General features: G+C 73.0%; 22 protein-coding genes, 2 tRNA genes and 1 pseudogene. 10 read left to right on the top strand and 15 right to left on the bottom strand.

Features of this window, described 5'->3' with window-relative positions; all coding sequences use genetic code 11:
* Positions 1 to 184: 184 nt before the first annotated feature.
* Entirely contained in the window at positions 185 to 1,624 is a 1,440-nt protein-coding gene (locus tag CYJ76_RS08135) for a fatty acid desaturase family protein (protein ID WP_202820472.1), read from the bottom strand.
* Complete coding sequence (locus CYJ76_RS08130) at positions 1,621 to 2,748, bottom strand: ferredoxin reductase (protein WP_101849802.1); 1,128 nt, start codon at positions 2,746 to 2,748, stop codon at positions 1,621 to 1,623. The genes CYJ76_RS08135 and CYJ76_RS08130 overlap by 4 nt, the downstream gene beginning before the upstream one ends.
* A gap of 102 nt (positions 2,749 to 2,850) precedes the next feature.
* Between CYJ76_RS08130 and CYJ76_RS08125 the strand changes: the two genes are divergently transcribed.
* Positions 2,851 to 4,095, top strand: coding sequence for a helix-turn-helix domain-containing protein (locus tag CYJ76_RS08125; protein WP_101849801.1), 1,245 nt, complete (start codon positions 2,851 to 2,853; stop codon positions 4,093 to 4,095).
* A 10-nt stretch (positions 4,096 to 4,105) separates the two neighbouring features.
* On the opposite strand, the gene CYJ76_RS08120 is transcribed toward CYJ76_RS08125, so the two are convergent.
* The gene (locus CYJ76_RS08120) at positions 4,106 to 4,978 is read right to left on the bottom strand and encodes an SGNH/GDSL hydrolase family protein (protein ID WP_101849800.1); all 873 of its coding nucleotides are present in this window, start codon (positions 4,976 to 4,978) and stop codon (positions 4,106 to 4,108) included.
* A gap of 24 nt (positions 4,979 to 5,002) precedes the next feature.
* The gene (locus CYJ76_RS08115) at positions 5,003 to 5,275 is read right to left on the bottom strand and encodes a DUF2277 domain-containing protein (RefSeq protein ID WP_070703995.1); all 273 of its coding nucleotides are present in this window, start codon (positions 5,273 to 5,275) and stop codon (positions 5,003 to 5,005) included.
* A 258-nt stretch (positions 5,276 to 5,533) separates the two neighbouring features.
* On the opposite strand from CYJ76_RS08115, the gene CYJ76_RS12230 reads away from it, so the two are divergent.
* Together CYJ76_RS12230 and CYJ76_RS08105 are read left to right on the top strand one after the other, a co-directional pair.
* A complete protein-coding gene (locus tag CYJ76_RS12230) occupies positions 5,534 to 6,214 on the top strand; it encodes a hypothetical protein (RefSeq protein WP_144043059.1) in 681 nt (226 codons plus the stop codon).
* A 460-nt stretch (positions 6,215 to 6,674) separates the two neighbouring features.
* Positions 6,675 to 7,100 carry a hypothetical protein gene (locus CYJ76_RS08105; RefSeq protein ID WP_070703998.1) on the top strand — a complete coding sequence of 142 codons (426 nt, stop codon included), beginning with the start codon at positions 6,675 to 6,677 and terminating at the stop codon, positions 7,098 to 7,100.
* Positions 7,101 to 7,197: 97 nt separating this feature from the next.
* Here CYJ76_RS08105 and CYJ76_RS08100 read toward each other — a convergent pair whose 3' ends face one another.
* The 3 genes from CYJ76_RS08100 to CYJ76_RS08090 all read right to left on the bottom strand — a co-directional run bounded on the left by CYJ76_RS08100 (position 7,198) and on the right by CYJ76_RS08090 (position 10,767).
* Complete coding sequence (locus CYJ76_RS08100) at positions 7,198 to 7,929, bottom strand: succinate dehydrogenase/fumarate reductase iron-sulfur subunit (protein ID WP_101849798.1); 732 nt, start codon at positions 7,927 to 7,929, stop codon at positions 7,198 to 7,200.
* On the bottom strand, positions 7,926 to 9,839 hold the full coding sequence (locus tag CYJ76_RS08095) for a fumarate reductase/succinate dehydrogenase flavoprotein subunit (RefSeq protein WP_238138198.1): 1,914 nt from the start codon (positions 9,837 to 9,839) through the stop codon (positions 7,926 to 7,928). The genes CYJ76_RS08100 and CYJ76_RS08095 overlap by 4 nt, the downstream gene beginning before the upstream one ends.
* Positions 9,840 to 10,071: 232 nt before the next feature.
* Positions 10,072 to 10,767, bottom strand: coding sequence for a succinate dehydrogenase cytochrome b subunit (locus tag CYJ76_RS08090; protein ID WP_070704004.1), 696 nt, complete (start codon positions 10,765 to 10,767; stop codon positions 10,072 to 10,074).
* 127 nt (positions 10,768 to 10,894) lie between these two features.
* On the opposite strand from CYJ76_RS08090, the gene CYJ76_RS08085 reads away from it, so the two are divergent.
* Positions 10,895 to 12,529: a dolichyl-phosphate-mannose--protein mannosyltransferase gene (locus tag CYJ76_RS08085; RefSeq protein WP_101849796.1), complete on the top strand. Its 1,635-nt coding sequence runs from the start codon at positions 10,895 to 10,897 to the stop codon at positions 12,527 to 12,529.
* A 426-nt stretch (positions 12,530 to 12,955) separates the two neighbouring features.
* Here CYJ76_RS08085 and CYJ76_RS08080 read toward each other — a convergent pair whose 3' ends face one another.
* The 3 genes and pseudogenes from CYJ76_RS08080 to CYJ76_RS13205 form a co-directional block, all read right to left on the bottom strand.
* Positions 12,956 to 14,683 (bottom strand): PH domain-containing protein, encoded by a 1,728-nt coding sequence (locus CYJ76_RS08080; protein WP_144043058.1) that lies wholly within the window; start codon positions 14,681 to 14,683, stop codon positions 12,956 to 12,958.
* Entirely contained in the window at positions 14,680 to 15,234 is a 555-nt protein-coding gene (locus CYJ76_RS08075; RefSeq protein WP_070703468.1) for a PH domain-containing protein, read from the bottom strand. Before CYJ76_RS08075 ends, CYJ76_RS08080 begins: the two co-directional genes overlap by 4 nt.
* 82 nt (positions 15,235 to 15,316) lie before the next feature.
* A pseudogene (locus CYJ76_RS13205) lies at positions 15,317 to 15,532 on the bottom strand (DUF1963 domain-containing protein); the annotation flags it as partial.
* Positions 15,533 to 15,961: 429 nt separating this feature from the next.
* On the opposite strand from CYJ76_RS13205, the gene brnQ reads away from it, so the two are divergent.
* Entirely contained in the window at positions 15,962 to 17,287 is a 1,326-nt protein-coding gene (gene brnQ, locus CYJ76_RS08060) for a branched-chain amino acid transport system II carrier protein (protein ID WP_202820471.1), read from the top strand.
* 166 nt (positions 17,288 to 17,453) lie between these two features.
* Here the strand turns inward: brnQ and CYJ76_RS08055 are convergent.
* From CYJ76_RS08055 to galU, 4 genes are all read right to left on the bottom strand, one after another.
* Positions 17,454 to 17,526 (bottom strand) — tRNA-Ala (locus CYJ76_RS08055).
* A 115-nt stretch (positions 17,527 to 17,641) separates the two neighbouring features.
* Positions 17,642 to 18,415 (bottom strand): hypothetical protein, encoded by a 774-nt coding sequence (locus tag CYJ76_RS08050; protein ID WP_101849792.1) that lies wholly within the window; start codon positions 18,413 to 18,415, stop codon positions 17,642 to 17,644.
* Between the two features lie 79 nt (positions 18,416 to 18,494).
* Positions 18,495 to 19,115: a GNAT family N-acetyltransferase gene (locus CYJ76_RS08045; RefSeq protein WP_180802252.1), complete on the bottom strand. Its 621-nt coding sequence runs from the start codon at positions 19,113 to 19,115 to the stop codon at positions 18,495 to 18,497.
* Positions 19,116 to 19,135: 20 nt separating this feature from the next.
* Positions 19,136 to 20,056 (bottom strand): UTP--glucose-1-phosphate uridylyltransferase GalU, encoded by a 921-nt coding sequence (gene galU, locus CYJ76_RS08040; RefSeq protein WP_070703526.1) that lies wholly within the window; start codon positions 20,054 to 20,056, stop codon positions 19,136 to 19,138.
* Positions 20,057 to 20,156: 100 nt separating this feature from the next.
* On the opposite strand from galU, the gene CYJ76_RS08035 reads away from it, so the two are divergent.
* From CYJ76_RS08035 to mscL, 4 genes are all read left to right on the top strand, one after another.
* Positions 20,157 to 20,777, top strand: coding sequence for a 5-formyltetrahydrofolate cyclo-ligase (locus CYJ76_RS08035; RefSeq protein WP_083323412.1), 621 nt, complete (start codon positions 20,157 to 20,159; stop codon positions 20,775 to 20,777).
* A gap of 10 nt (positions 20,778 to 20,787) precedes the next feature.
* Complete coding sequence (locus CYJ76_RS08030) at positions 20,788 to 21,003, top strand: FmdB family zinc ribbon protein (protein ID WP_070703525.1); 216 nt, start codon at positions 20,788 to 20,790, stop codon at positions 21,001 to 21,003.
* 128 nt (positions 21,004 to 21,131) lie between these two features.
* Positions 21,132 to 21,857, top strand: a complete 726-nt coding sequence (locus CYJ76_RS08025) for an SAF domain-containing protein (protein ID WP_101849790.1) — start codon at positions 21,132 to 21,134, stop codon at positions 21,855 to 21,857.
* 81 nt (positions 21,858 to 21,938) lie between these two features.
* Positions 21,939 to 22,316, top strand: coding sequence for a large conductance mechanosensitive channel protein MscL (gene mscL / locus CYJ76_RS08020; RefSeq protein WP_070705448.1), 378 nt, complete (start codon positions 21,939 to 21,941; stop codon positions 22,314 to 22,316).
* A gap of 375 nt (positions 22,317 to 22,691) precedes the next feature.
* Here mscL and CYJ76_RS08010 read toward each other — a convergent pair whose 3' ends face one another.
* On the bottom strand, positions 22,692 to 26,279 hold the full coding sequence (locus CYJ76_RS08010; RefSeq protein ID WP_141494869.1) for a DEAD/DEAH box helicase family protein: 3,588 nt from the start codon (positions 26,277 to 26,279) through the stop codon (positions 22,692 to 22,694).
* A gap of 55 nt (positions 26,280 to 26,334) precedes the next feature.
* Between CYJ76_RS08010 and CYJ76_RS08005 the strand changes: the two genes are divergently transcribed.
* A tRNA-Arg gene (locus CYJ76_RS08005) sits at positions 26,335 to 26,406 on the top strand.
* Positions 26,407 to 26,464: the final 58 nt, after the last annotated feature.

The raw sequence follows: 26,464 nt of genomic DNA, 5'->3' as shown, positions 1-26,464 counted from the left end.
CCACACCCGAAACCCTCCCCCGCACGCGAAAGGTGTCGCCCGCACGGGACGTTTCCCGTGCGGGCGACACCCTTTCCGCGCGCCAGACGGTTTCCCGTGCGCCGAGCGCCAGGCGGTTTCCCGTGCGCCGAGCGCCGGGCCGCCTCGTGCGAACGCCCCCGGCCAGGGCGGCGTGCGCAGGCCCTCAGGCGCCGGCGCCAGCCGCCTTCCCCGCGGCGCTCCCCCGCAGGGCCCTCTTCCGCAGCGCGCTCTTCCGCGCAGCCTTCTTCCGCGAGCCGCCGAGCAGCTGCCGCACGGCCCACTGCGCGCCGGTGGCCACCGAGCCCACCGGGTCGCGGCGCAGCTGCCCCCACGCCCCGTTGGGCAGCGCGTAGCGGAAGATCTTGCCCCACGCGCTGGCCAGCTGCACCGGCAACGGCCCGGAGACGTAGGCGAACCCGTACCGGTCGAACACGTCGCGCATCTCCACCGAGATCTCGGCGTACCGGTTGCTCGGCAGGTCCGGGAAGCAGTGGTGCTCGATCTGGTGGCTGAGGTTGCCGGTCATGATGTGCATGAGCGGCGAACCCGAGATGTTGGCCGAACCCAGCATCTGGCGCAGGTACCACTCGCCGCGGGTCTCCCCCACGGTGGACGCGCGGCTGAAGGTCTGCACGCCCTCGGGGAAGTGACCGCACAGGATCACCGCGTTGCTCCACAGGTTGCGGGTGAGGTTGGCGGTCCACGTGGCGGCCAGCGTCGACTTCCAGTTCGGTCCGCTCAGCGCCGGGGTGACCACGTAGTCCTTGGCCACCTGCTGGGCCACCTTCTTGCCCACGCCCAGCAGGCCGGGCACGGCGGGCTTCCAGGCCGCGAGCGGCTTGCCGGCATAGCGGCCGAGCTCCAGGTCGTACAGCGCGATGGAGTACTCGAAGGTCACCGCGTTGACCGCGTTGAACAGCGGCTGCCACACCATCCACGGCTTCCACGGCTGGTCGGGGTCCACGCGGGCGATGCCGAAGCCCAGGTCGTTGTCGCGCCCGATGACGTTGGTGTACGTGTGGTGCAGGTCGTTGTGGGAGTGCTTCCAGCCCTCGGCGGTGGAGGGGTGGTCCCACTCCCAGGTGCTGGAGTGGATCCGCGGGTCGCGCATCCAGTCCCACTGCCCGTGGAGGATATTGTGGCCGATCTCCATGTTCTCCAGGATCTTGGCCACGGCCAGGGCGCCGGTGCCCAGCACGAAGCCCACCTTGGTGCGGCTGCCCACCATGAGCACGAGACGACCGCCCATGTCGAGCGCGCGCTGGGTGGCGATGACGCGGCGGATGTACGCGGCGTCGGCCGACCCGCGGGAGTCCATGACCCGCTGGCGGATGGCGTCCAGCTCGCGCCCCATCTCCTCGATCTGCTCGATCGTGAGGTGCGCGGCCGGGTCGTCGCCGCCGGAGCGCTTGGGCTTCCAGTGGCGCTCGGGGGACTCGGTGGCGGTGATGCGGTTGACCCCGCGGCGGGTGTCGCGGCGGGCCCGGGCGAACGCCTTGTTGACGCGCATGGAGTCGCTGAACGCGGCGGGCGCCAGGCGGGATCCCCCCAGGCCGGGGCGGGCGGATGCGGGGCGGGTGCGTCGTGCGGGGGTGGTCGTCATGCCGGTACCTCCAGGTGGCAGTCGCCTGCGGCGGTCGTGACGCAGGTCTGGACGAGTGCGGGGTCCTCGGGGGTGGCGAGGGTGAGCGAGCCGTCGCGCAGGTCGCGCACGGCCCCCTCGGTGAGGTTCAGGACGCAGGAGTGGCAGATGCCCATGCGGCAACCGCTGGGCAGCAACAGGCCGGCCTCCTCGCCCGCATCGAGCAGGGTGGTGGAGCCGTCGGTCTCCACCTCGGTCTCGGAGCCACCCGTGGCGAAGGTGGCCAGGCCACCCTCGCCGGGGGTGATCTCCACGGTGCGGAAGCGCTCGGTGAGCAGTTGGTGGCGCAGGCCGGCGTCCTCCCAGAACTCCTCGCAGTCGTCGAGCATCCCGGCCGGACCGCAGGCCCACACGGTGCGCTCGCGCCAGTCGGGCACCTCGGTGTCCAGCTCGTCCAGGCCGAAGCGCCCCTCGGTGGCCGTGTGGCGGGTGATGAGGCGCAGCCCGAAGCGGTCGGCGATGGCGGGCAGCTCCTCGGCGAACAGCCGCTCGGCAGGCGTGCGAGCGGACTGCACCACCACCACGTCCGGCGCGTCGGGACCGTGCCACTTGTGCCCACGCAGCAGCCCCATGATCGGCGTGATGCCGGAGCCCGCTCCCAGGAAGAGGATCTTGCCGGGCCGCGGGTCGTCGAGCGTGAACTCGCCGTCGGCGGCATCGAGGTGGAGCAGGTCGCCGACCTTCGTGTTGCGCACCAGGTGGGTGCTCACGAGGCCGTCGGGCACCTGGGTGACCGTGATCTGCAGCAGCCCGGCGTCACCGGGGGTGCCGGCAGGTGCCGGCTTGCTGGTGAGGCTGTAGGTGCGCCAGTGCCGCACGCCGTCCACGTCCACGCCGATGCGGACGTACTGGCCGGGGCGGTGGGCCTTCCACAGCACGCCGGGGCGCAGCCAGAGGCTCACGGTGCGCGCGGTGTCGTGGTGGACGCGCTCCACGCGGGCCACCAAGGAGACGCGGGACTGCAGCGGGGCCACCATGTCGACGTAGTCGTGCGGCACCACCGGGGTGGTCACCACAGCGGCGGCCTCGATGAGGCGGTCCACCCAGGCAGGGCGGGGGGTGACCCGACGGGTCGAGGAACTCATGCCGTCCATCCTGTCTGGCACCGGTGAACGATTCACCCCCGCTCGGCGTGGAGAACCACGCCCGGATTTGTCCCTCGTGAACAAAGCGCGCACGATGCCCCCGTGGACGCCTCCCCCGAGCCCCTCACCACGGGCACCGCCGCCTCCTTCTGGACCCCCGAGCTGGTGGCCGCCCTGCGCGATGCTGTGGAGGTCGCCTCCCAGCAGAGCGTCACCGCCATCGTGCAGGACGTCCCGGCGTACCGCGACGAGTTCCGGCACGGACGCTCCGCGGTGCTCAAGGAGGCGGTGTCCATGGCGCTGCACGGCTTCCTGGACCTCATCGAGACGCCGGGACCGGGCGACGCGGCCCCCACCGGACCCACCTCGGCCACCGTCCTGGGCGCCCGTTCGCTGGGCCGCCGGGAGGCCCGCGCCGGGCGCACCGTGGAGGCGGTGCTGGCCGCCTACCGCGTGGGGGCGCGCGTGTGCTGGGTGACCTTCAGCGACGTGGCCCTGGAGCACGGCCTGGCCGCCCGGGAGCTGCAGACCTTCGCGGCCCTGACCTTCACCTACATCGACGACCTCTCCGCGGCCACGGTGGCCGGGCACACCCAGGAGCGGGCGCGCTCCGACCAGCGGCGCAGCCAGGCCCGCACCAACCTGGGGCTGCTCGTGGTGCGCGGGGCCCGCACGGCCGAGGTGGACGCCGCGGCCCGCGCGGCCGGCCTCACCTCGCCGCGGACGGTGAGCCTCATGGTGTGCCGCAGCGAGGACACCGGCGCGCTGACCTCCCGGCTGCCGCTGCGCACGCTGGTGCTCGACCAGGTGGGGCTGGGCCCGGAGGGCTCCGGCTGGAGCACGCTGCTGCTGCCCGACCCCACCGACGACGAGCTGGACCGCGCCCGCCGCACCCTGCGCCGGGCCGGGGTGCACTGCCTGGTGACACCCCCGGTGGGCCGGGCCGCCGCCCCGGAGACCTGGCGCCTGGCCAGCCGGTGGGTGTCCGTGCCGCCGGACCCGATGGGGGTGCCCGAGGGGCCGCTGGACCTGCAGGACGTGCTGCCGCACATGGTGGTGCACAGCGACGCGGCGGCCGCCCGCGAGCTGGCCGCGGCCGCCCTGGAGCCGCTGGCCGACCTGCCGGGGTCCACCCAGGAGCGCCTCGTGGAGACCCTGCGGCTGTGGATGCTGCTGCGCGGCCAGCGGGCGCTGGTGGCCGAGCGCCTGGGCGTGCACCCGCAGACGGTGCGCTACCGCATGAACCAGCTGCGCGACCTGTTCGGCAGCACCCTGGACGACCCGCGCGGCGCCGAGCAGGTGCTGCTGGCCACGCTCGTGGCCCCGGGGCTCACCGCATCGGACTGACGCGCCGCGCTCAGATGCGGTCCACGTGCGGGCGCAGACGCTCCACGTCCACGGTGGTCACGGCAGGTCGCTTCGGCCTCCGCCCGTCCCCGGAGGAGCGGCCGGTGAGGCGCCGCTGGATCCACGGGCGCAGGTGCAGGCCCGCCCACTCGCGGTTGGCCTGGAGCGTCTCCCACCGGGTCAGCGGCTCCAGCGGCGGCAGCGGCTCGTCCCAGGCGCGCTCGGCGGCGCCCTCCACCTCGAGCCCCAGCGTCCACGCAGCCTGCTGCGCCACCCGGCGATGCCCCTCGGTGGAGAGGTGGATGCGGTCCGGCGCCCACATGCGCGCGTCGCGCAGGGAGCGCAGGGTCCAGATGTCGGCCACGAAGCAGTCGTACCGCTGCGCGATGCCCCACACGTTGGCCGTGAACTCGGCGAAGCGCGGGGACGCCCGGCGCAGCACGGGGGTACGGCTCATGTCCGGCGCGGTGACCAGCAGCACGTCGGCCCCCGTCTCCCGGATGCGGGCCACGGCATCCTCCAGCTGGTCCACCACGGCGTCGCGGTCCACGCGGGGGCGCAGGTAGTCGTTGCCGCCGGCGTTGAGGCTCACCAGGTCCGGGGTCAGCGTCAGGCCCTCGTCGAGCTGCTCGCCGGTGACCTGCCCGATGAGGCGCCCCCGGATGGCCAGGTTGGCGTACCCGAAGGGTGCCGGCGCGGGCTTGCCCTCGGCGTCGGTGAGGGCGGCATTGCGCAGCGCGAGGCGGGCGGCCAGCCGGTCCGCCCAGCCATGGTGGGCCTCCGGGTCGTCGTCGGTGGGGTCCACCAGGCCCTCGGTGAACGAGTCACCCAGCGCGACGTAACGCTGCCAGATGCGGCCCTCGAGCGGTGCTGCGGTGGTCATGCGTTCCCTCCGTGGTGGTCCGGGTCAGCCTGCACCGTAACGTTTCTGGGCACGCGCCCGGGCCTTGGCTGCCTCCTCCTCGCGGTCCTTCGGCGGCGCCGAGGTGGTCAGTCCGTCCAGCAGGCGCTGGGTGGCTGCCGTGATCTCCTCCACCGCCTGGTCGAAGGCCTCGGTGTTGGCCTGCGACGGGGTGCGCGTGCCAGCGATCTTGCGGACGTACTGCAGGGCGGCGGCCTCGACCTCCTCGGCGGTGGCCGGGGGCTCGAAGTTGTGCAGGGTCCGGATGTTGCGGCACATGCCCCCATCCTCCCACCCGCGCAGCCACTACCGAGGCGAGAGTGACCGCTTGCCCAGATGGCCACTCGGACCGCCCGGGTCTGCATCCAGATCTCATCCGGCCAGTGCGCGCCGACTGCGGGCAGCCCCTACCCCCAACCCGATAATCACTCCACCCCAATAGGTTTCGACTTAACACCCTTAATGGGGACGCCCCAGTGGACACCGAGGACCACGCGAGGTAGCGTGACCCTTCTCACACTCAAACCAAGGGGGATCATGGCCCGCATTGAACTGGGCATCTTCTCGGGGCTGCCAAACCCAGTCTGGGATCTCAATACCACAGAGACGGCCAGCCTCATCCGCCAGATCAAGAACGACCAGACGGAAGTGCGCCCACTCAGCGAGTCTTCAGATCGACTCGGATACAAGGGCTTCATCATCCACATGGACTCCCAAGAGTCTTATCGTAGCGGCCTGGGGGCCAACCCAGTTGCGTTCCGCCTGGGCGAGGGCCACGCCAACCCCGACACCCTGCAAGAGCTGCTTCTCCGCGGAGCCCAAAGAGCAGAGATCAACGCACTGGCTGTGGATGCCGCAGCACTTGCCATCGAAGGGAGTGCTGAGCCCGCAACGAGCACCACCGACCCCGACACCCCGGACGCCGGCAGTGAGACTTTGGCGGGCTGCGGGTACCACCTCACAAGCTCTGTCGACTTCAAGTTCTGGGGAGGAGTCCACACCTCGAAGAACAACTGCTACAACTATGCCGCGAACTGGCGAACAGGAACGTTTGCCCACCCTGGGCGAGCTTCGGGGAAGCACTTCCGGTTCACAGATTTCTGGGGAAGAACCCGAACCCTTTCCCAACAGAAGCAGGCACTGCGCGAGTCCATGATGGCTGATGGATGGAAGACCACATGCAGTTCCCGATCGCTCTATGTCGCCGCAGCCATCTAGCCCGGAGTTGACTACCATTTCTGGCGCCGCACTGCCCCTCATAAGTGGATCAGCGTCAGCAAACCCTGGTCACACAAGCGCGGAGGATACTACCCCCAGAACACCGACTCCGGGGGGAATCACATCAGCTCCCCGTACCACTCCAAACGATGGGACTACACCCTCTGGTGCGGAACCATGTACTCCCCCACGACCGTCTTCGTCAAGTGAACCAAGGAGATTCCATGCCCTCGGCCACCATGAGTCGTAGACTCTTCCTCCTTGGCCTCGCGCCGGGATTGGCTCTTGCGTCGCACACTGCGCATGCCACCAGCACCCCCATCGCAAAGCTCGCCACAAGCAGTGGATCCACGCCCGCCACGCTGGACGATTTCCTGCTAGATCTTGCACTCCGCGCCGATGACCGGTCGCCTCTCCCCAAGGAGGGCCCCCAGTGACCCGTATACAGCGTCTCGTTCCGATGTCTGCCGCCCTGCTCCTGACCCTGGCCGGGTGCGGAGAGGAACCGCAGACGGGTGCCACGACCTCCCCCTTCCGAGCGACGGCCGACGTGTTCTCCGGCCGGCCGAACCCCGAGTGGGACGCCTCCGACGAGGCCCGCCGCGCCGCCGCCACGTGCCTGGACCAGCTCGCGCAGGCCGATGAGGCCGCCGCCGCACCGCCCAGCCCGGGCGGGCTCGGCTTTGGCGGCGTCACCTTCGAGCCGGCCCCCGCATCGGGCGGCACCGCGCTGACCCGCATCGTGGACCACACCGCCTTCGGAACCCGGGACGGGCGGCCGGTCACCGCGGAGTGCACCGACCTGGGCGAGGCCACCTGGGAGCAGTTCGCGGAACTCGAGCCGGTAGCCGTCAAGGACCTCCGGAGCAACGCCAACGCGTCCTAACCCTGCCCCCACAGACACGCCGCGCGCCCGTCAGCAGGTGCTGGCGGGCGGCGCGTGAGCAGCGTGGGTGGGCGCGTGGCCCTACCGCGGTATCGGGTCAGAGGGCCTTGCGCAGGTCCTTGTTCAGCTGGCTGATGACGTCCAGCGGGATGCCCTTGGGGCAGACCGCCGCGCACTCACCGATGTTGGTGCAGCCGCCGAAGCCCTCCTCGTCGTGCTGGTTCACCATGTTGACCACGCGCGAGTCACGCTCCGGCTGACCCTGCGGCAGCAGGCCCAGGTGGGTCACCTTGGCGCCCAGGAAGAGCATGCCGGCCGCGTTCGGGCAGGCCGCCGCACAGGCACCACAGCCGATGCAGGTGGCGGCGTCGAACGCGCGGTCGGCGTCCTCCTTGCGCACCGGGTGGGTGTTGGCGTCCACCGCGGCACCGGTGTTCACGGAGATGTAGCCACCGGAGCCGATGATGCGGTCGTAGGCGCTGCGGTCGACCACGAGGTCCTGCACCACCGGGAACGCGTCCGCACGGAACGGCTCCAGGGTGAGGGTCTCGCCGTCCTTGAAGGAGCGCATGTGCAGCTGGCACAGGGTGGTGCGCTCCGGGCCGTGGGCGATGCCGTTGACCATGAAGCCGCACGCACCGCAGATGCCCTCGCGGCAGTCGGACTCGAAGGCCACCGGCTGCTCACCGGCCTCCGTGAGCTCCTCGTTGAGGACGTCCAGCATCTCCAGGAAGGACATGTCCTCGGTGATGCCGTCCACCTGGTAGGTGGCGAACTGGCCCTTGTCGCCGGCGCCGGCCTGGCGCCAGATCTTGAGAGTGATCTTCACTTGTAGCTCCGCTGCTTCATCTCGATGGCGTTGTACACGAGGTCCTCCTTGTGCAGCACCGGACGCTCACCGGCACCGGTGAACTCCCAGGCCGCCACGTAGGCGAACTCGTCGTCGTGGCGCAGGGCCTCGCCGTCCTCGGTCTGCGACTCGGCGCGGAAGTGGCCACCGGCCGACTCGCGACGGTGCAGGGCGTCGATGCACATGAGCTCACCCAGCTCCAGGAAGTCGGCCACACGGCCGGCCTTCTCCAGCGACTGGTTGAGGGTGGCGGCCGCGCCGGGCACCTTGACGTTGGTCCAGAACTCCTCGCGGAGGGCCCGGATCTTCTCGATGGCGGTGCGCAGACCGGCGTCGGTGCGCTCCATGCCGCAGTACTCCCACATGATGGAGCCCAGCTCGCGGTGGATGGAGTCCACCGTGCGGGTGCCGTTGATGGAGAGCAGCTGCTGCACGCGGGCGTCCACGGCCTCGCGCGCGGCCACGGCCTCGGGGTGGTCCGCGCTGATGTTGGACTGCCCCTCCTTGGCCAGGTAGTCGTTGATGACGTTCGGCAGCACGAAGTAGCCGTCGGCCAGACCCTGCATCAGCGCCGAGGCGCCCAGGCGGTTGCCGCCGTGGTCGGAGAAGTTCGCCTCACCGGCCACGAACAGGCCCGGGATGGTGGACTGCAGGTCGTAGTCCACCCACAGGCCGCCCATCGTGTAGTGCACGGCCGGGTAGATGCGCATCGGCACCTCGTACGGGTTCTCACCCGTGATGCGCTCGTACATGTCGAAGAGGTTGCCGTACTTGGCGGCCACCGCGTCCTTGCCCATGCGCTCGATGGCCGACGCGAAGTCCAGGTACACGCCGCGGCGCACCTGACGCTCCTGGCCGTCCTGGTCCACCTCGGCCACGGCCGGGCCGACGCCGCGGCCCTCGTCACACATGTTCTTGGCCTGGCGCGAGGCGATGTCGCGGGGCACCAGGTTTCCGAACGCCGGGTAGATGCGCTCCAGGTAGTAGTCGCGCGCCTCCTCCGGGATCTCGCGGGGGTCCTTGTCGCAGTCGGCGGCGTCCTTGGGGACCCAGATGCGGCCGTCGTTGCGCAGGGACTCCGACATCAGCGTCAGCTTGGACTGCTTGTCGCCGTGCTGCGGGATGCAGGTGGGGTGGATCTGCGTGAAGCAGGGGTTGCCGAAGTAGGCGCCCTTGCGGTGCGCACGCCACGCGGCGGTGACGTTGGACCCCATCGCGTTGGTGGAGAGGAAGAAGACGTTGCCGTAGCCGCCGGTGGCCAGCACCACCGCGTCGGCCATGTGCGTCTCGATCTCACCGGTGCGCAGGTTGCGGGCGATGATGCCGCGCGCCTTGCCCTCCACGACGACCAGCTCGAGCATCTCGTGGGCGTTGAACATCTCCACGGTGCCGGCGCCGATCTGGCGCTCCAGCGCCTGGTAGGCGCCGATGAGCAGCTGCTGGCCCGTCTGGCCGCGGGCGTAGAAGGTGCGCTGCACCTGCACGCCACCGAACGAGCGGTTGTCGAGCAGACCGCCGTACTCGCGGGCGAAGGGCACACCCTGCGCCACGCACTGGTCGATGATGTTCGCGGACACCTCAGCCAGGCGGTACACGTTGGTCTCGCGGGAGCGGTAGTCGCCACCCTTCACCGTGTCGTAGAACAGGCGGTAGACCGAGTCGTTGTCGTTCTTGTAGTTCTTGGCGGCGTTGATGCCACCCTGCGCGGCGATCGAGTGCGCACGGCGCGGCGAGTCCTGGTAGCAGAAGGACTTCACGTTGTAGCCGGCCTCACCGAGGGTGGCGCCCGCGGCGGCGCCGGCCAGGCCGGTGCCCACGATGATGACGTTGATCTTGCGGCGGTTGGCCGGGTTCACCAGCGCGGTCTCGAACTGGCGGCGCTGCCACATCGTCTCGATGGGGCCACCGGGGGCCTTCGTGTCGGCGATCGGGTCACCGAGCACCCACGGGTCGTTGGTGTGCTCACCGGACTTGTTCACCGGGCGGGTGTCCGCCGGGGCGTCGCCCTGGGCGGTGCCGCGCTGGGCGTCGCCGTCGGCGTCGAAGGCGTCGTCCTTCTTGCGCTTCCAGGGGGCGTTGTCACCGAAGAGTGTTGCCATGAGTCTGCTCCTCCTGGGGCGGTCAGTTGACGAGGTCGAGGAACACCGCGAACGGCGGCACCAGGAAGCCGACCACCACGAGGGCGGCGAGCACGGCGCCGATGGTGCGCAGCATCGGGATGTTCTTGGTCTTGGTCAGGCCGAGCGTCTGCATCGCGGAGAAGAACCCGTGGAATATGTGCATGCCCAGGGCGGCCATCGCCAGCACGTAGATGAGCAGCACCCACCAGATCTCGAAGGACTCCACGTAGTTGGCGGCGGGGCTGGCCAGCTCGCCCTGCGGGTGGATGGTCTTGGTGGTGAAGTGCAGGATGTGGAAGACCACGAACAGCAGCAGCGCGATGCCACCCCAGCGCATGGTGCGCGAGGCGAGGCTCGAGGTGAGCGACTTCTTCATCGCGTAGCCGACGCTGCGGCCCTTCTTGGCGCGGCCCCACAGCTTGACCGCCAGCACGACGTGCGCCAGCACCGCGGCCAGCAGGACGAGACGCACGATCCACAGCGCACCCTCGTAGGGCAGGATCGGCTCACCCATGGTGCGCAGGTGGTGCGCGTAGGTGTCGAACGCCTCGTGGGACTGGAGGATCTTCAGGTTGCCGAGCATGTGCCCGAGCACGAAGAGGATGAACAGGAGGCCGGAGACCGCCATGAGGATCTTGTTCCAGATCGTCGTGGTGGTGGCCGACCGCTTCGTCGGAGCCGCGTTGTCAAGTGCCACGGGGCGGATTCTACTGAGAGGCTGGGAGCGGGCTGGGTGAGGCTTGCCTACCCCGTGGGTCGCGCCCGCGCGCGGGCCGGGCGCCGCCCCCATCGGCCCCGCGGTGGACGCACCTAGGATGCCAGCCATGCCCTCCACGCCCGGTGACGTCGCGACCCCGTCGCCCTCGGCGCCTGATCTCGAGCAGCAGCTCCGCGAGGACCTCCTCGGTCCCCTCGCCCGGCGCGGCGCGACCGCGCGGCGCATCGCCCGGTGGGCCTGGGTCGGCCCGCTGCTGTGCATGCTGCTGGGCGGGTGGATGCGGTGGTGGCACCTGGACGAGCCGCACCAGCTGGTCTTCGACGAGACCTACTACGTCAAGCAGGCGTGGTCGCTCGCCGAGTGGGGTTACGAGCGGGACAAGCCCGACGGCATGGAGGAGCCCGACCAGTTCTTCACCACAGGCAACTGGCAGACGGTCTACGACGACAAGGCCGACTTCGTGGTGCACCCGCCGGTGGGCAAGTGGGTGATCGCCGCCGGCGAGGTGGTCTTCGGCATCGAGTCGTCCTTCGGCTGGCGCGTCTCGGTGTGGGTGCTGGGCAGCCTGTCCATCCTCGTCATCGGCCGGGTGGCGTGGGAGATGTTCGGCTCGGCCACGCTCGCCACGCTCGCCTCCTTCCTGGCGATGCTGGAGGGCCACCACTTCGTGCACAGCCGCACCGGCCTGCTCGACGTGGTGCTCATGTTCTTCGTGCTCGTGGGCTTCTGGTTCCTGCTGCTGGACCGCAACGCCTCGCGGCGCCTGCTGGCCCGGAGGGTGGCGGCGCTGCACGGCGGGGACGCCTGGCGGTGGAATCTCCGCCGGCCCGCGGTGGGCATGACCTACGGCCCGTGGCTGGGGCTGCGCCCGTGGCGATGGGCGGCCGGCATCAGCCTGGGGCTGGCCGCGGGCGTCAAGTTGTCCGGGCTGTACCCGCTCATGGCCTTCGGGCTGCTCACCGTGCTGTGGGACTGCACGGCCCGGCAGCGGGCGGGCGTCTCCCGGCCGTGGAGCGCCGGGGCAGTGCTCCGGGACGGGCCACAGGCGTTCGTCACCTACTGCGGGGCGGCCCTGGCGGCCTACCTCGCCTCGTGGGTGGGCTGGTTCCGCAGCACCGACGGGTACATGCGCCAGTGGGCCACCGAGCACCCCGGTGAGGGGGTCACCTGGCTGCCCGGCCCGCTGCGCGCGTTGTGGGAGTACCACGCCAAGATGTACGAGTTCCACGTCGGGCTGACCAGCGACCACACGTACCGCTCCAGCCCGTGGAGCTGGCCGCTGCAGCTGCGTCCCACCTCGTTCTTCTACGAGACCAAGACGTTCGGCGAGGCCGGGTGCGAGGTGGAGAAGTGCTCCAAGGCCATCAACTCGGTGGGCTCGGTGAGCATCTGGTGGGTGGCCACCGCCGCGGTGTTCGTGCTGCTGTTCTGGTGGGTCGCGCAGCGCGACTGGCGGGCCGGCGCCATCGCCGTGGGGGTGCTCTCGGGGTGGCTGCCCTGGCTGCCGGTGCAGCACCGCACGATCTACCAGTTCTACTCGATCGCTTTCGAGCCGTTCATGGTGCTGGCCGTGGTCTTCGTCATCGGGCTGGCGCTGCGGCACGTGTGGGGCAAGTACGCGGTGGGGGCCTACCTGGCCCTGGTGGTGCTGAACTTCTGGTACTTCTGGCCCATCTGGACCGCCCAGGTGATCCCGTACTCCGCGTGGCGAGCCCGCATGTGGTTCGCCAGCTGGATCTGACGCGGGGGCCGGCCGGGGCAGCATCGCCTGCGCCAGCCGCCCGCGGCATCGCTCTGCCGCACCCTGCCGCACGGCCGCACGCCCGCGGCATCGCACCGCCGCACGCGAAACCACGCGCCGCACGGGAAGGGTGGTCGCCGCACGGGAATCGTCGCGTGCGGCGACCACCGTTCCCGTGCGCGGTGACCTTTCCGGTGCGGCTGGCCCACGAAGACCCCCACCCGCGACACGCCCATCCTTCGACACGCCGACCCATCGACACGCCGACGGTCGGGAGGTTCATCGGTACGCGCATCGGAGGATCGCGGACGCCGCCGGTGTTGGTGGCTGCGCGTCCGGCGGGCCGCGGCCGGCCACACGGGGCGGTCCTCGCCGGCGCGGGCAGCCCGCATCCGCACAGCACCCACCCCCGCGCGATGGGGCCGGTCAGGCGGGGTGGGAGAACTGCCCCACGAGCTCCGGGGAGACCGCGCGCATCATCGCCACCGCGTCGGGCAGCGGCAGGTTGGGCACGCGGTAGGACTCGTCGCCGCCGGCCACCGTGGCCACCGCCGTGCACAGCCCCAGGCGCCGCTGGAAGAAGGACTGCTCCACCGTCCAGCTGAGCACGCCCTCGCACTCCAGGGCCAGGTGCCGCCGCAGGAGTGCGCCCTGCCGCACCAGCAGGTGCCGGTCGGTCACCGCGTGCCCCAGCGAGCGCCAGGCCGGCCACACCGGGGCCAGGTTGAGCACCGCCATGAGCGCGGTCCACCCCAGCAGCCAGGTCCACGCCGAGGCACCCGTCCAGCCGAGCGGGTCGCCCACGGCGAAGTGCCGCAGCACCGCGATGCCGCCGAGCACCGGCACCAGACCGACCCAGAAGGTGGTCACGAGCGCCCCGACGGCCATGCGCCGCAGCGCCTTCGGCCCGTGGGAGACCAGCGGCCGCTCGAACAGGTCGGCCGGCACCGTCTTGGGCTCGCCGCTGCCGAGCACGTCGGCCGCCAGCGCCCGGGCCTCGGAGCGCGGCACGGTGGGCAGCAGGTCCACGGAGCCGTCCTCGGCACCGGTCACCACCGCCTCGGCCGAGGCGCCGCGCTGCCAGCGCTGCTGCCACGGCTCGGTGACCACGACGCCGCGCACCTTGCGCTCCTCGAGCGTGGCCGAGCGGGTGGTGGTCAGGCCGCGGGTGACCTGCAGGGTGCCCTGCGCGGTGCGGGTGACGCGCAGCCCCCACCAGCCCAGCAGGTAGGCCACCGTCGAGGTGAGCAGCGAGAGCACCACACCGGCCACCACCAGCAGCACGACGGTGTGCACCAGGCCGAGGCTCTCCACGGCGTGCACCACCTCGCCACCGATGCGTCGCCCCACCGCGGAGTCGGCGATGTCGTCGAAGAACTGGCCGCCGAAACCGACGACCGCCGCGGCCACGAACAGGCCACTCGCCCCCAGCGGGCCGAAGCGCAGCCACCGGGGGTCCCACGTGGCGAGCACCTGCTCGGGCATGTCGTCCGCGACCGGCTGCACGGCCTCCTCGACGCCGCTCTCCACCCCGGCGCCGGGGGCGCTGACGCCACGCTCGGCCTCGGAGGGGTCGAGCGCGTCCACCCCCTGGGCGGCCTGCACGCGGCGGGTGCGGCGCAGCAGGTTCTCGCGCAGCGCCTGGGCGTCGGCGGTGCGCAGGCCCTCGAGCTCCACCTGGTCGTCGTCCACACCGGTGCCGATCTTCATGGTGCGCAGGTCGAGCAGCCGCATGAGCAGGTTGCCCTCGACGTCGATGGTGCGCACCCGCTCCAGGCGGGCCGTCTTGGTGCGTCGGTTGAGCCACCCCTGGCGCACCTGCACGGTCTCGCCGTCCACCCGGTAGGCGAGCGTGAACCACTGCACCAGCGTGACCACCACGGCCAGGACGGCACCGCCGACGGCCGAGAACACCTGGAAGCCGGGGTCCCCGCTGCGGGTGAACAGCAGCACGAGCAGCACCGGCAGCAGGGAGCCGACCAGCTTGACCGGGTGCACGAGCAGCATGCGCAGGTCCTGGCGGCGCCACTCCCCCTCGGCGGGCACCGGCTCGGGCGCCGGCGGCATCGGGGCGGGCTGGGGCACCGGCGGCACCGGCCCCGGCGCCGGCGCGGGGGCGTCGTCCGGGGCGCCCCACCCCATCGGCGTGCTCACGTGCCGTCACCCCGCACGGCGCTCGCGGCGCGCGTCAGCTGCTCGAGGAGCACCTGGGCCCGCTCGTCGTCCAGCGCCTCGATGGTGACGTCCCCGGCTGAGGACGCGGTCGTGATCTTCACGTCGGTGAGGCCAAAGTGGCGCATGATCGGGCCGCGCGAGACGTCCACGGTCTGGATGCGGGCCAGCGGCACCATGCGGCGCTCGATGTCGATCCACCCGGTGCGGGTGTACACCGCGTCCGGCGTGGCCTCCCACCGCGCCCAGCGGTAGCGGAGGCCGGGGGCCACCACGAGCGACACCAGGCCGACGAGCACGAAGAGACCAGCCACCGCCCAGGCCCACCAGGGCGGGGCGTGCTCGGCCAGGAACCACCACCCGCCCAGCACGCCGGCGGAGATGACCAGGGTGACCACCAGGCCCACCACCTCGCCCACGCGCCAGTAGGCGGGGGCGCGCTCGGAGACCCGGTGGCGGGGCTCGTCGAGGACGGCGACGTCGGGGCGGCCTGCCGCGACGACGAGGGACTCGGCGGGGTGGGGAGAAGTCACCGGCACATTCTCCGGGACGACTCCGTCGGGGCCGGTCCCTCCGCGGACGGACCCGGCGCACCCGACAGCAGCAGTCCCAGGACATGCCCACGCGCCGCAGGTCTCCCCGGGCCAGGTCCTCGACCGGGACGAAGAAGCCCATCACGCCCGCATCGCCGACGGTGACCCCCGCACTGTCGCTGTCCAGCTGGAAGAGCAGGACGCGCTCCGGCCCCTGATCCTGGTCGCGCGGGTCGGACTGGGTGAAGTACGGGTAGCCGCCCAGCTGCGTGCCGCCGGAGGCCACCCCGGCCGCCATCAGTGCCTCGACCGCTTCCCCCTAGGGGGTGTCCCCGAGGGCCGGGGGGACGTCGGCCGTCCCGAGACCCGGCAGCTGCTCCTCTGGCTCCCGGCGGGTGAAGGTCATGCGGAGGGGGAGGCGCACCTGGTCCAGGGGGGCGTCTCGCCCCCGTGGTCCGTGGACCGCACGTACCCGTCCGGGGCCGGACGCGTGGGCCACGCCACGCCGGCCGGGAGATAGGGCGAGCCACCGAGCTTGCTCTCCCACCGGCGCGGCAGGGACAGGTACTCCTCGATGACGTCCAGGCCCCGATGCTGCCCGGCCCGGTCAGGCCGCTCCTTCCTCCCCCCGACGGAGCCCCACCCCGGGGCAACTATGGTCGCCGTCACACACCGACCACTGGGAAAGAGCATGCAGCACACACGATCCAGAACCGTCCTGATGGCCATGACAGCGGCCTCCCTCTTCGCCATGTTCTTCGGCGCGGGGAACCTCGTGTTCCCACCGATGCTGGGGGCGCAGGCCGGAGACGGGTTCGCACCCGCCCTCCTGGGCTTCATGCTCTCGGCCGTGGCCCTGCCGATCCTGGCGGTGACGGCCGTGGCCGTCACCGGCGGCGACATCCTGCACCTCACCTCCCGGGGAGGCCGCGTGTTCGGCGTGCTGTTCCCGGTGCTGGTGTACCTGTCCATCGGCGCCAGCTACGCGCTGCCGCGCACCGGCGCGGTGAGCTACGCCGCGAGCGTCCCGCCGCTCACCGGCACCGACTCGTGGACCGCCAAGGCCGTCTTCGCCGTGGTGTTCTTCGGCCTCACCTACCTGCTGGCCCTCAACCCCGACGGCATCATCGACACCATCGGCCGCTACCTCACCCCGGCCCTGCTGGGGCTCATGGTGCTGCTGGTGACCCTCTCGCTGGTGCGCATGGAGCGCCAGCCCGCCGCGGCCTCCGCCGAGTACGCCGACCAGCCGTTCGTCTCCGGCTTCCTGCAGGGCTACCTGACGATGGACTCCCTGGCCGCCCTGGCACTGGGCATCGTCGTCATCACCACCCTCACCCACGCCGGCATCGAGCCGGGCCGCCGCCTGCTGCGCAGTGTCTCGGTGGCCGGTCTGCTCGCCGGCCTGATGCTGGGCGCGGTCTACCTGGGCCTGGCCCTCATCGGGCAGCGCCTGCCGGACGGGCAGGGGTACACCGACGGGGCGAGCATGCTCTCCGAGGCCGCCCACCAGACCATGGGCCCGACCGGCACGGTGGTGTTCGCGCTCATCGTGATCCTGGCCTGCCTCACCACCTCGGTGGGCCTGCTGGGCGCCACCTCGTCGTTCTTCGCCCGCCTTGTGCCGGCCGTCTCCTACCGCACGTGGGCGATCGTCTTCAGCCTCGTCTCGCTGGCGATCTCCACGCTGGGCCTGGAGCAGGTGATCGAGGTGGCGGCACCCATCATCGGCTTCCTGTACCCGCCGGCGATGGCGCTGATCCTGCTGGTGCTCGTGGAGGCCGCCCTGCGGCTCCGCCTGCACCTGGCCTACGTGCTCGCGCTGGCGGTGGCCCTGGTGTGGTCGGCCGTCATGACGCTCGTCGGGCTGGGATGGGGCGCCTCGGCCCTCGAGCCGCTCATCAGCTGGTCGCCGGGCCACGCCCAGCAGCTCGGGTGGGTGCTGCCCACCCTGGTGGCGGCCGTGGTGGGCGCGGTGCTCGACCGGGTGCGCGGGGTCCCGGAGCGTGCCGCCCGCCCGGACACGGCGCGGACCGAGCCGGCCACCGCCTGAGCGCGGCACCCGCATCGGGGCAGGGTCCGGTTGGCCCGGGGTGACGACGCCCACAGCGTGCGACACCCCGGGCGATGTGGACCCACCCCCCGGAGCAGCACTTGCGGGCCACGGCCCGCGCACGACGAAGGCCCCCTCCGTGCGGAGGGGGCCTTCGTGTCACCGGTGGAGCTAAGGGGATTCGAACCCCTGACCTTCTCATTGCGAACGAGACGCGCTACCAACTGCGCCATAGCCCCGTGTGCGACCGCCGACTATAGCAACTGTCCGGACGGTGGGCCAACGCGGCCAACGCGGCCAACGCGGCCAACGCGGCCAACGCGCGGCCGGCTGCGGGCCAGCGACCCGCCCCGCTCAGCGGCGGGCCGCAGTGCGGCGCTGGGACCGCGGCGCCGCGGTGACCTTGACACCCTTGGGCAGCGGGCGACGCGAGGGCGCGTGCGTGGGCCGGCCGGGGCGGGCCGGACGCTGCGCACGAGTCGGGGCCGAGGACCGACCACGGCGGGCCGCCACGGAGCGCGAGCGCCCGGAGGCCGACCGGCCACCGGCGGGCACCTCCCGGGCCCCGCGGCGCACACCGGTGATGCGCAGCCCGGTGCCGCGCAGCTGCATCTCGGCGCACTTGCGCGACCAGGCCACGGTGGCGGCGAACCCGAGCACGAACAGGGCCACCCAGAACCAGCTCAGCGCTCCCACCAGCGCACCGGCGAGGGAGACCAGCAGGCCCAGGGCGGTGGCCAGCAGCAGGCCGGCGCGCACGGAGGCGTCGGCAAGCTGGTCGCGCACCGAACCGAGGGTGAAGAGGTCGGCGCCGCGAGCCGCGCGGGCGCGGCGCTCGGCCTCCCGAGCGTGGGCGCGCGCCACGTCGGCCTCGTCGCGGCGCGGCTTGACGGTGACCGTCGGCTGCAGCTGCGCGGTCGGCGAGACGTGCTGCGCTGGAGGGTGGTCCAGGTCGCGCGAGCGGGGGTCGGGCATCCGCACCGACTGCTCCAGGGCCTCCATCGCGTCCAGGAAGGCGTCCATGGACTTCACCGTCTTCACGTGGTCACGTCGCTTCCACCACCACTGAGCACCGAAACCCACCCAGACGAGGACGACGAGCACGAGGACGAGGAGGCTGGGCGGCATGGCCGCAGTCTAGAAACACAACGGTGTGATTCACAGGGGCAACACACGTCCTCGACCCCAACGGAGAGTGAACATCCGGTCACGGTTCGCGCACCACCCCGGACGGTCCCCACTCCGGGGCCGTCACGGCGAAGACGCGGTGGTCGCGCCACGCCCCGTCGATGAACACCGCGGCCCGCCGCAGCCCCTCCTCGCGCAGGCCGAGGGCCCCCACCATCGCCAGGGAGGTGGCGTTGTCCACGGCCACCGCCACCTCCACACGGTGCAGGCCCACCGGCCCGAGCGCGTGGTCCAGAGCAAGCCGCAGCGCGGTGCGCCCCACACCCCGACCGGTCACCGCACTGTCCACCCAGTACCCCGCCGAGGCCGACCGGTGCCCACCCCACCGGATGTCGTCGAGCACCATCTCGCCGGCGAGCTCGCCGCGGTACTCGACGCCCCAGTGCAGCGCCGCCCCGGAGAGCGCCTCCGGGCGGGCGCGACGCACCATCCGGTGGAAGGCCGCCCGCACCGGCGGCACCGCCCCCAGCCCGGGGGCGTCCGGGTCGTCGGCCGTGCCCGGGGTGAGGTGCCCGAGGTTGGCGCGCCGCAGCCGCAGGTAGGCCGGCCAGTCGCCCCGCACCAGGGGGCGGAGCCGCACCACCTCGCCGGCCGGAGTGAGCCCCTCGGGGCACACGGGCCAGGCGACGGTGCGGGCCACGGTCGTACGGAGGCGGGCGCTCAGGCGTCGGTGGTCGGGACGTCCAGACCCTGCACGTACTCGCGCAGCCAGGCGTCGAACTCCTCGCCGAACTCGCCGTGCCGGCGGCCCAGACGCACCACGGCCTTGAGGTAGTCCAGGCGGTCGCCGGTGTCGTACCGGTCGCCGCGGAAGACCACGCCCCACACCCCGGCGCCCTCACCGGTGGCGGTGGCGCGCTCCTGCAGGGCGTCGGTCAGCTGGATCTCGTTGCCACGACCCGGGGGCAGGTCCTCCAGCACGTCGAAGATGCTCGGGTCCAGCACGTAGCGGCCGATGATGGCCAGGTTGCTCGGCGCGTCGGCCGGGTCCGGCTTCTCCACCAGCCCGGTCACCTTCACCACGCCGTCGGCGTCGGGCTCGCCCTCGATGGCCGCGCAGCCGTACAGGTTGACCTGGTCGGCCGGCACCTCCATCAGGGCCACGACGCAGCCGCCGCGCTCCTGCTGCACCTCCATCATCTGCTCCAGGAGGTGGTCCCCGGCGCCGATGAGGTCGTCGCCCAGCAGCACCGCGAACGGCTCGTCGCCCACGTGCGGGCGGCCGCAGAGCACGGCATGGCCCAGGCCCTTGGGCTCACCCTGGCGCACGAAGTGGGGGCTGCCCATCTCGTTGGACTTCTGCACCCGGCGCAGGCGCAGGTCGTCGCCCTTCTTCTCCAGGGCCTTCTCGAGCTCCCAGTGGCGGTCGAAGTGGTCCTCCAGCGCGCCCTTGTTGCGGCCGGTCACCATCACCACGTTGCCCACGCCGGCGCGCACGGCCTCCTCCACCACGTACTGGATGGCGGGCTTGTCCACCACCGGCAGCATCTCCTTGGGGATGGCCTTGGTGGCGGGCAGGAAGCGGGTCCCCAGACCCGCCACGGGGATCACGGCCTTGCGGACCGGGCGTCGCGTCGTCATGGGCCCACAGTAGGCGACCCGGCCGGGCCCCGCCCGTCCCACCGGGGGACGGAGCCGTCTCGGGGCGGGTCCGCCGCGGGGTCGGCGGGATACTGCCTGCATGGCCACCGACCTGCCCCTGGAGCTGCCCGCCGACAAGAAGGAGGCACGCCGCGTGGTGCGGGCCGCACGCCGCGAGTGGGCCGCGTGCGAACGGCACGCCGCGGACGGCGCCGCCCTGGCGCGCCACGGCATCGAGCTGGTGCGGGGCGAGGGGGCGCGGACGGTGACGCTGTTCACCGCCTGGCGTACCGAGCCGCCCACCGCCGCCCTGACCCGTGCCCTGCTGGACGAGGGGGTGCGCGTGCTCGTGCCGCTGACGCTGCCCGACCTCTCGCTGGACTGGGCGGAGGTGCGGGGCCTTCCCGCGGGTGACGTGGTGGCGGACGACGCGGTGGGGCTCGGTCCCGCGATGGGGCTCGACGGCATCGCGGAGGCCGACCTGGTGCTCACCCCGGGGCTGGCCGTGGACCGAGCGGGGATGCGCCTGGGCCAGGGCGGCGGCTGCTACGACCGCACCCTGCCGCGGCGTCGCGAGGGGGTGCGGGTGGTGACCCTGCTGCACGACGTCGAGCTGGTGGACCGCGTGCCGCACGAGGCGCACGACCTGCCGGTGGACGGGGTGCTGCGGCCGGCCGGGACCACCTGGTTCGGCGGCGGGCGGGGCGCGGAGACGCCGTAAAATCCGCCCCATGCCCACCTACTCCTACGCGTGCACGGCGTGCGACAACGCCTTCGACGTGAACCAGAAGATGACCGACGACGCCCTCACCACCTGCCCGCAGTGCGAGGGGAAGCTGCGCAAGGTGTACGGCACCGTCGGCGTGACCTTCAAGGGCGGCGGCTTCTACCGCACCGACAGCCGTGGCCCCTCCGGTGGCGGGGACTCCGGCGGGTCCGGCGACTGACCGACGACCCATTGGCTGTGGAGGGGGAACACTCCCCCTCCCGGCATCCACAGGCGGCCCGGCTCCCCCACACACGCGGAGGAGCCGGGCCGCGACGCTCCTCCCGGACGACACCCGGAGGAGGACCCATGGACCTGCTGCGCCGCCTGCGCCGACGCGACCGCACTCCCGCCACGAGCGACCGCCCGGCGGCCCACCGCGTGCGCCGATGGCGGCGCGCGGGGGCCGTCGCCTGCGCGGCCCTGGCCGTGGGCACGGGGGTGCAGGCCGTGGCACCACCCCCGCCGGAGACCGCCCGTGCAGTGGTGGCGGCCGGCGACGTGGCCCCCGGCACCCCCTTGGCCGAGGAGCACCTCGAGGAGGTGGAGCTGCCGCAGGACGCGGTCACCTGGTCGCCGGTCGGGGCGGACGCACTGGTGGGACGCACAGTGGCCGTGCCGCTGGCGGCCGGCGACCCGGTGACCGAACGGGCGCTGCTGCCCGACGGGCGCCAGGTGCCGGCCGGGCAGGAGCTGGTCTTCCTCCCGGTGCTCGACCCGCCGGTGCTGCAGGCCGCCGGCAGCGGGTCCACGGTGCGGCTCATCGAGCGGGAGACCGGCCGGACCGTGGCGAGACGGGCCACCGTGCGCGGCAGCGTGGCACCCGACCCCGAGTCACCCGATGCGGTGGGTGGGCTGTGGGTGGCGCTCACGCCCGAGGAGTCCGACGCGGTGGCCGGCGCGGGCGGTGCGGCCACGGGCCTGGACACGCCGGTGGCGGTGGTGCTGGTGGCACCCGCTGGAAAGGGGGCCGGGGCCCTGGGGCCGGACGATCCGGAAAAAAGTGACGACTCACGCACCAAAGTGGCGGGGTGAGGGGCCCTGCCCCGGATAGTCTGCGGGCCTGGACCCCCGCACCCGGTGGTTCACCCCCCCCACAGCTTCAGGAGCACCACCATGCAGGGTTTCAAGGACTTCATCATGCGCGGCAACGTCATCGAGCTGGCCGTCGCGGTCGTCATCGGCTCGGCCTTCGCCGCCGTGGTCAACAAGGTCGTCGAGAACCTCATCAACCCGATCCTCGCCGCCGTCGGTGGCGTGAACGCCGACGGTCTGGGCTTCCGCCTGCGCTCGTCCAACCCGGCCACCTTCATGGACTTCGGCGCCATCATCACCGCGCTGATCACCTTCCTGATCACCGCCGCCGTCGTGTACTTCGTGTTCGTGCTGCCGATGAACAAGTTCAACGAGCGTCGCGGCCTGGAGGTCCCCGAGACCGACTCCGAGGTGCTCGCCGAGATCCGCGACCTGCTCAAGGCCAACCGCGGGCTGTGAGCCCCCGGCCGGTGACCCGGCCCCGGCGCCGAGCGCCCGCTGACGACGACGCCGCCGCACCCGACAGGTGCGGCGGCGTCGTGCTGTGCCGGGGAGGGGGCGCGCCGTGCGGGCGTCAGCCCCAGTGGGGCGGGCGGTCCTCCAGCCACCGGCTGTCGGCCGCCGAGAAGGGACGCTCGCTCACCACGCGCCGGGCCCCGGGTGTGGCGGGGCCGGGAGCGCCCCCGGACACACCACGGGCGGGTCCTGCCGCCGCAGGGCCGGCGCCGGCGGGCTCGTCCTCCGCACCGTCCCGGGTGCGAGGCGTCGAGTCCTCCCAGTCCACCGCCCCCACCGCCGTGGAGGGGGCGACCACCCGGCGGTGGGCGCGCCCGGTCACGCGCGACCCGACTGCTGCGCGGCAGCGCGCAGCACGCCGTTGCGCACCCGCATCGCCTCACGGCCCAGGTCACGGTGCAGGTCCAGGCTCGAGACCTGCTCCACGAGCCAGCCGGCCCGGCGCAGCTGCTCGGGCCAGACGCGCACGTGGGCGTCCACCTCGACGTCGCGGCGGGTCACCGGCTCGTCGAACAGGATGGTGGTGATCTCCGGACGGCGAGGACCCGGGGCGACGTGCAGCACCCAGCCCAGCAGGGCGTGGTGCACCGGGCGCACCACGAGGCCCTCGGCCCGCAGGCGGCGCACGAAGCGCGCGTGCAAAGGCGGCAGATCCGCATCGGCCACGGCCCTGCCACCCACCGGCGGGGCGTCGAACCAGCGGGTCAGCAGACCACCGGCGGTGTCCGGGACGGAACGGGCGGCGCGCAGCTCGTCCTCCGACGAGCGGGTGACCACGAGGTCCAGGGCACGACGCGCCCGGCGCAGCACCGGCAGCACCAGCCGGTCGGTGCCCGGGGCGGCCACGACCTCGCCCAGCAGCTCGCCGTGCCCGTCGGCCAGCACCACCACCACGTCGGCCGTGGTGCGGACGGCGCGACGCCACGGCAGCACGGTGACGTTGCCGCGCACGGCCGCCGTGTAGTGGTCGCCCTCCAGGTGCCGGTCGAGGCGCTGGCGCCACCAGGTGGCCTCGGCATCGGTGGGCGGGGTCACCAGCACCGACTGCGTGCCCGAGGGCTGCGCGAGGGCGCCACGGACGAGCTCCCAGACGGCCTGCGGCACGGACTCCTGCTCCACCACGTGGCGGGTGCGCACCGTCGACCGCAGCCCCGGCACCGCGGCCAGCGGCGTGCGGCCCGGAACCGGGGGCTCCAGGTCGGCCGAGAGGGGACGCCAGGCGGTGGCCAGCGCCAGCTGCGGCACGCGCCGTGCCAGGACGACCCAGGCGGACTCGCCCACGGCCGGGGCGGTCGGCTCGCCCGGGGTGCTCGGCTGCGGCTCGCGCGGGCGCGAGACCTCCGGGTCACCGAAGCCCACCAAGGTGCGGGCACGGCCCAGCGCGGCGGCCACGCGCGCCGGCGTGGTGCCCGTGAGGTCGTCCACGACCACCAGGTCCAGCCGCGCCGAGGCGGGCAGCGCGTCGGCCACCACCCACGGCGAGGCCACCACCACGGGGGTGAGCGCCCGCATCACGTCCGGGGCGCGGCGCCACCACTCGGCCAGGCCCCACGGGCCGTCACGGCGTGCGGCCTCCAGCAGGGCGGCCGCACGGCGGGAGCGACCCAGCGCGACCCGGGCCGTGTGCACCCCCTGCGCCACGGCCTCCCGCGCGGCGGTGTGCGAGGCGGTGACGGCCTCCTCGAGCGCGGCCACGCCGGCCAGGGCGGACTCGCGGTCGTGCGTGGTGAGCTCCGGGGTGGCGCGCTCCATCATCGCCAGCACGGCGCGGATCCACACGTGCTCCACCTCGGTGGCCACCCGCTCGGTGGGCACCGCACGGCGCGAGAACTCCCGCAACACCGGCTCCAGGCCCCGGCCGGCCAGCTCACGCCAGCGAGGCGAGACATCGGCCAGCACCGCGGCGCCCTCGGGGTGGGCGACGAGCCGCTGCATCCGCTGCTGCAGCGCGTCCAGGTCCGCCGCGGGGAGCTCCGCCCCCTCCTCGCCGGAGAGGTGCGTGCCGAACCAGACCACGTCGTCGTAGACCGACTCGAAGCGCTCGGAGGCCGCCGTCAGCTCAGCGCCCAGCGGCTCCACGGGGGCGTCCGCGCGGCGGCCCGGCCACCCCGCCAGCCGGTGCCCGGTGCTCACCGCCTGGGCCACGGCCGCGGCCACGCCCTCCTGCGGGTCGGCACCGTGCTCCTGCAGCAGCTCGCGCACGTGGGCGCGGGTCCGGCGGGCCTGCAGCCCACCGAGCGGACGCGGCGCGCGACCACCGTGGGCGGCGGACCAGGCGTCGAGGTCCTCCTCGAACACGGCGGGCCCGAAGCGCTGCACGGTGAGCCGCACGGAGCGGGCCAGGCGCAGCAGGCGCAGCCCCTCCTCCAGCGAGCCGACCGGCGGCACCCCGAGGCTCTCAGCCACGGCGGCGAGGTCGTCGCGCACCTGCTGCAGGCGACCCTCGGCCAGGCCACGGGCCACCGCGGCCAGGCGCTGCGCCTCCGCCTCGTCGTCGGCGTGCACGCCGAACCAGGCGTTCTCCCGCGCCCGCACCGACCACGCGCCCCGGCGGGCCAGGTCCGTGAGGTCGGCCTGCACACCCGGCAGGTCGGCCACGCTGATGCGCTGCACCACCTCGTCGTCCAGCGGCACCACCACCGAGGGCGGCGTCGGCGTCCCCGCCAGGGCGGCCAGGCGCTGGTGCAGGTCGTGGACGCTCACGCCCCACGGCTGGCGCTTGTCGTGCACCGTGGCCGCGTGCCCCAGGTGCTGTGCCAGGGCCTCGTCGAGCGACGTCCGCGAGGGGTCCGCCGTGGACACCGGGGCCGGGTCGCCGCCCTCCACCAGGCGCTCCAGCGCGGCGGTGAGGGCGGCGTGCTGGGTGACCTCCTCGTCACGCGTGCGGGCCACCCCCCAGGCCACGGGCACCTCGGACTCGGCCCAGTTGTCGATGACGGCGGCCACCTGGCGGCGCACCGACGCGTCCGCCGCGGCCACCAGCACCGTGCGGCCGTGCGCCACGGCATCGGCCACGAGGGCCGAGCGCAGGCTGGTGCGGCCCGTGCCCGGGCGGGCCTCCACGAGGACGTCCTGCTCGGCGGCCACCAGGTCGAGCACCTGCAGCTGCACGGCATCGAGCGGGCACACCACGTTGCGGGTCACCCCGGCCACGCGGGGCAGGTGCGGGGCCACCGGGTTGGTGTCACGGCCGCCGGTGGCCGCCGCCAGCTGGGTGACCAGGCGCGAGGGCGCGGCGGTGACCTCCGCCAGGTCGGCGATGCCGGCGTCCTTGGCGTGCGTGAGCGTGGCCAGGCGCTGCCCCGAGCGGACCGTGAAGCCGGGCACGGCGCGGCAGAGCATCTCCAGGTGGCGCAGCAGCGGGTCGTCGGTGCGGGCGTGGAGGCGGTCGACCATCTCGGCGAGCACCACCGGGTCGAGGTCCACGCCGTGGGAGACGCGCAGGAAGCGCAGTAGGGCCGGGTTCACCTCGGGGATGCCGGTGAGGGCGAACTCCACCTCGCTGCGCGCCGGGTCCACCACGGTGACCCGGGCCGGGCGAAGCACCACCGCGGCGGCCGGGGCGAGCGTTCCCGGGACGTCCCAGGTGGCGGTGCCGGAGGTGACGAAGCAGGTGGTCAGGCCCCAGTCGTCCTCCATCTCCTGCGCGCGCTCGGCGATGGCGAGGGCCGTGGCGAGGGCGCGGGCGCGCGGCCCGGGGGCGCGGACGAGGTCGCTGAGGAGCACCGGCTGGCCGGAGAGCAGCTTGGCCACGCCACCGGGGTGGGCGGCCACCAGGTCCAGGGACAGGCCCGGCCGCGGACCCCAGATGAGGCTGTTGCGCCCACCCGAGTCGGCGAGGGCGGACGACCACGCGGCGGACGTCGCGCGACCGACGGGGGTGGGGGACTGGGGCTCGGTGCTCACAGGGGCAGGGTAGTTGCCCGCGGACCCGTAGACTGTGCGACCGCGCGACGCGCCCGCCCTCGTAGCTCAGGGGAAGAGCACTTCTCTCCTAAAGAAGGTGTCGCAGGTTCGAATCCTGCCGGGGGCACACGCACAGGACCCCGCTCCGACGGCCAGATCCGGCCGGGGAGCGGGGTCCTGCGCGT

It is taken from the genome of Kytococcus schroeteri (genome assembly GCF_002847825.1).
Classification (GTDB): domain Bacteria; phylum Actinomycetota; class Actinomycetes; order Actinomycetales; family Dermatophilaceae; genus Kytococcus; species Kytococcus schroeteri.
The sequence above is the reverse complement of the archived record's forward strand: the minus strand, read 5'-3'. Positions and strand labels throughout refer to the sequence as shown.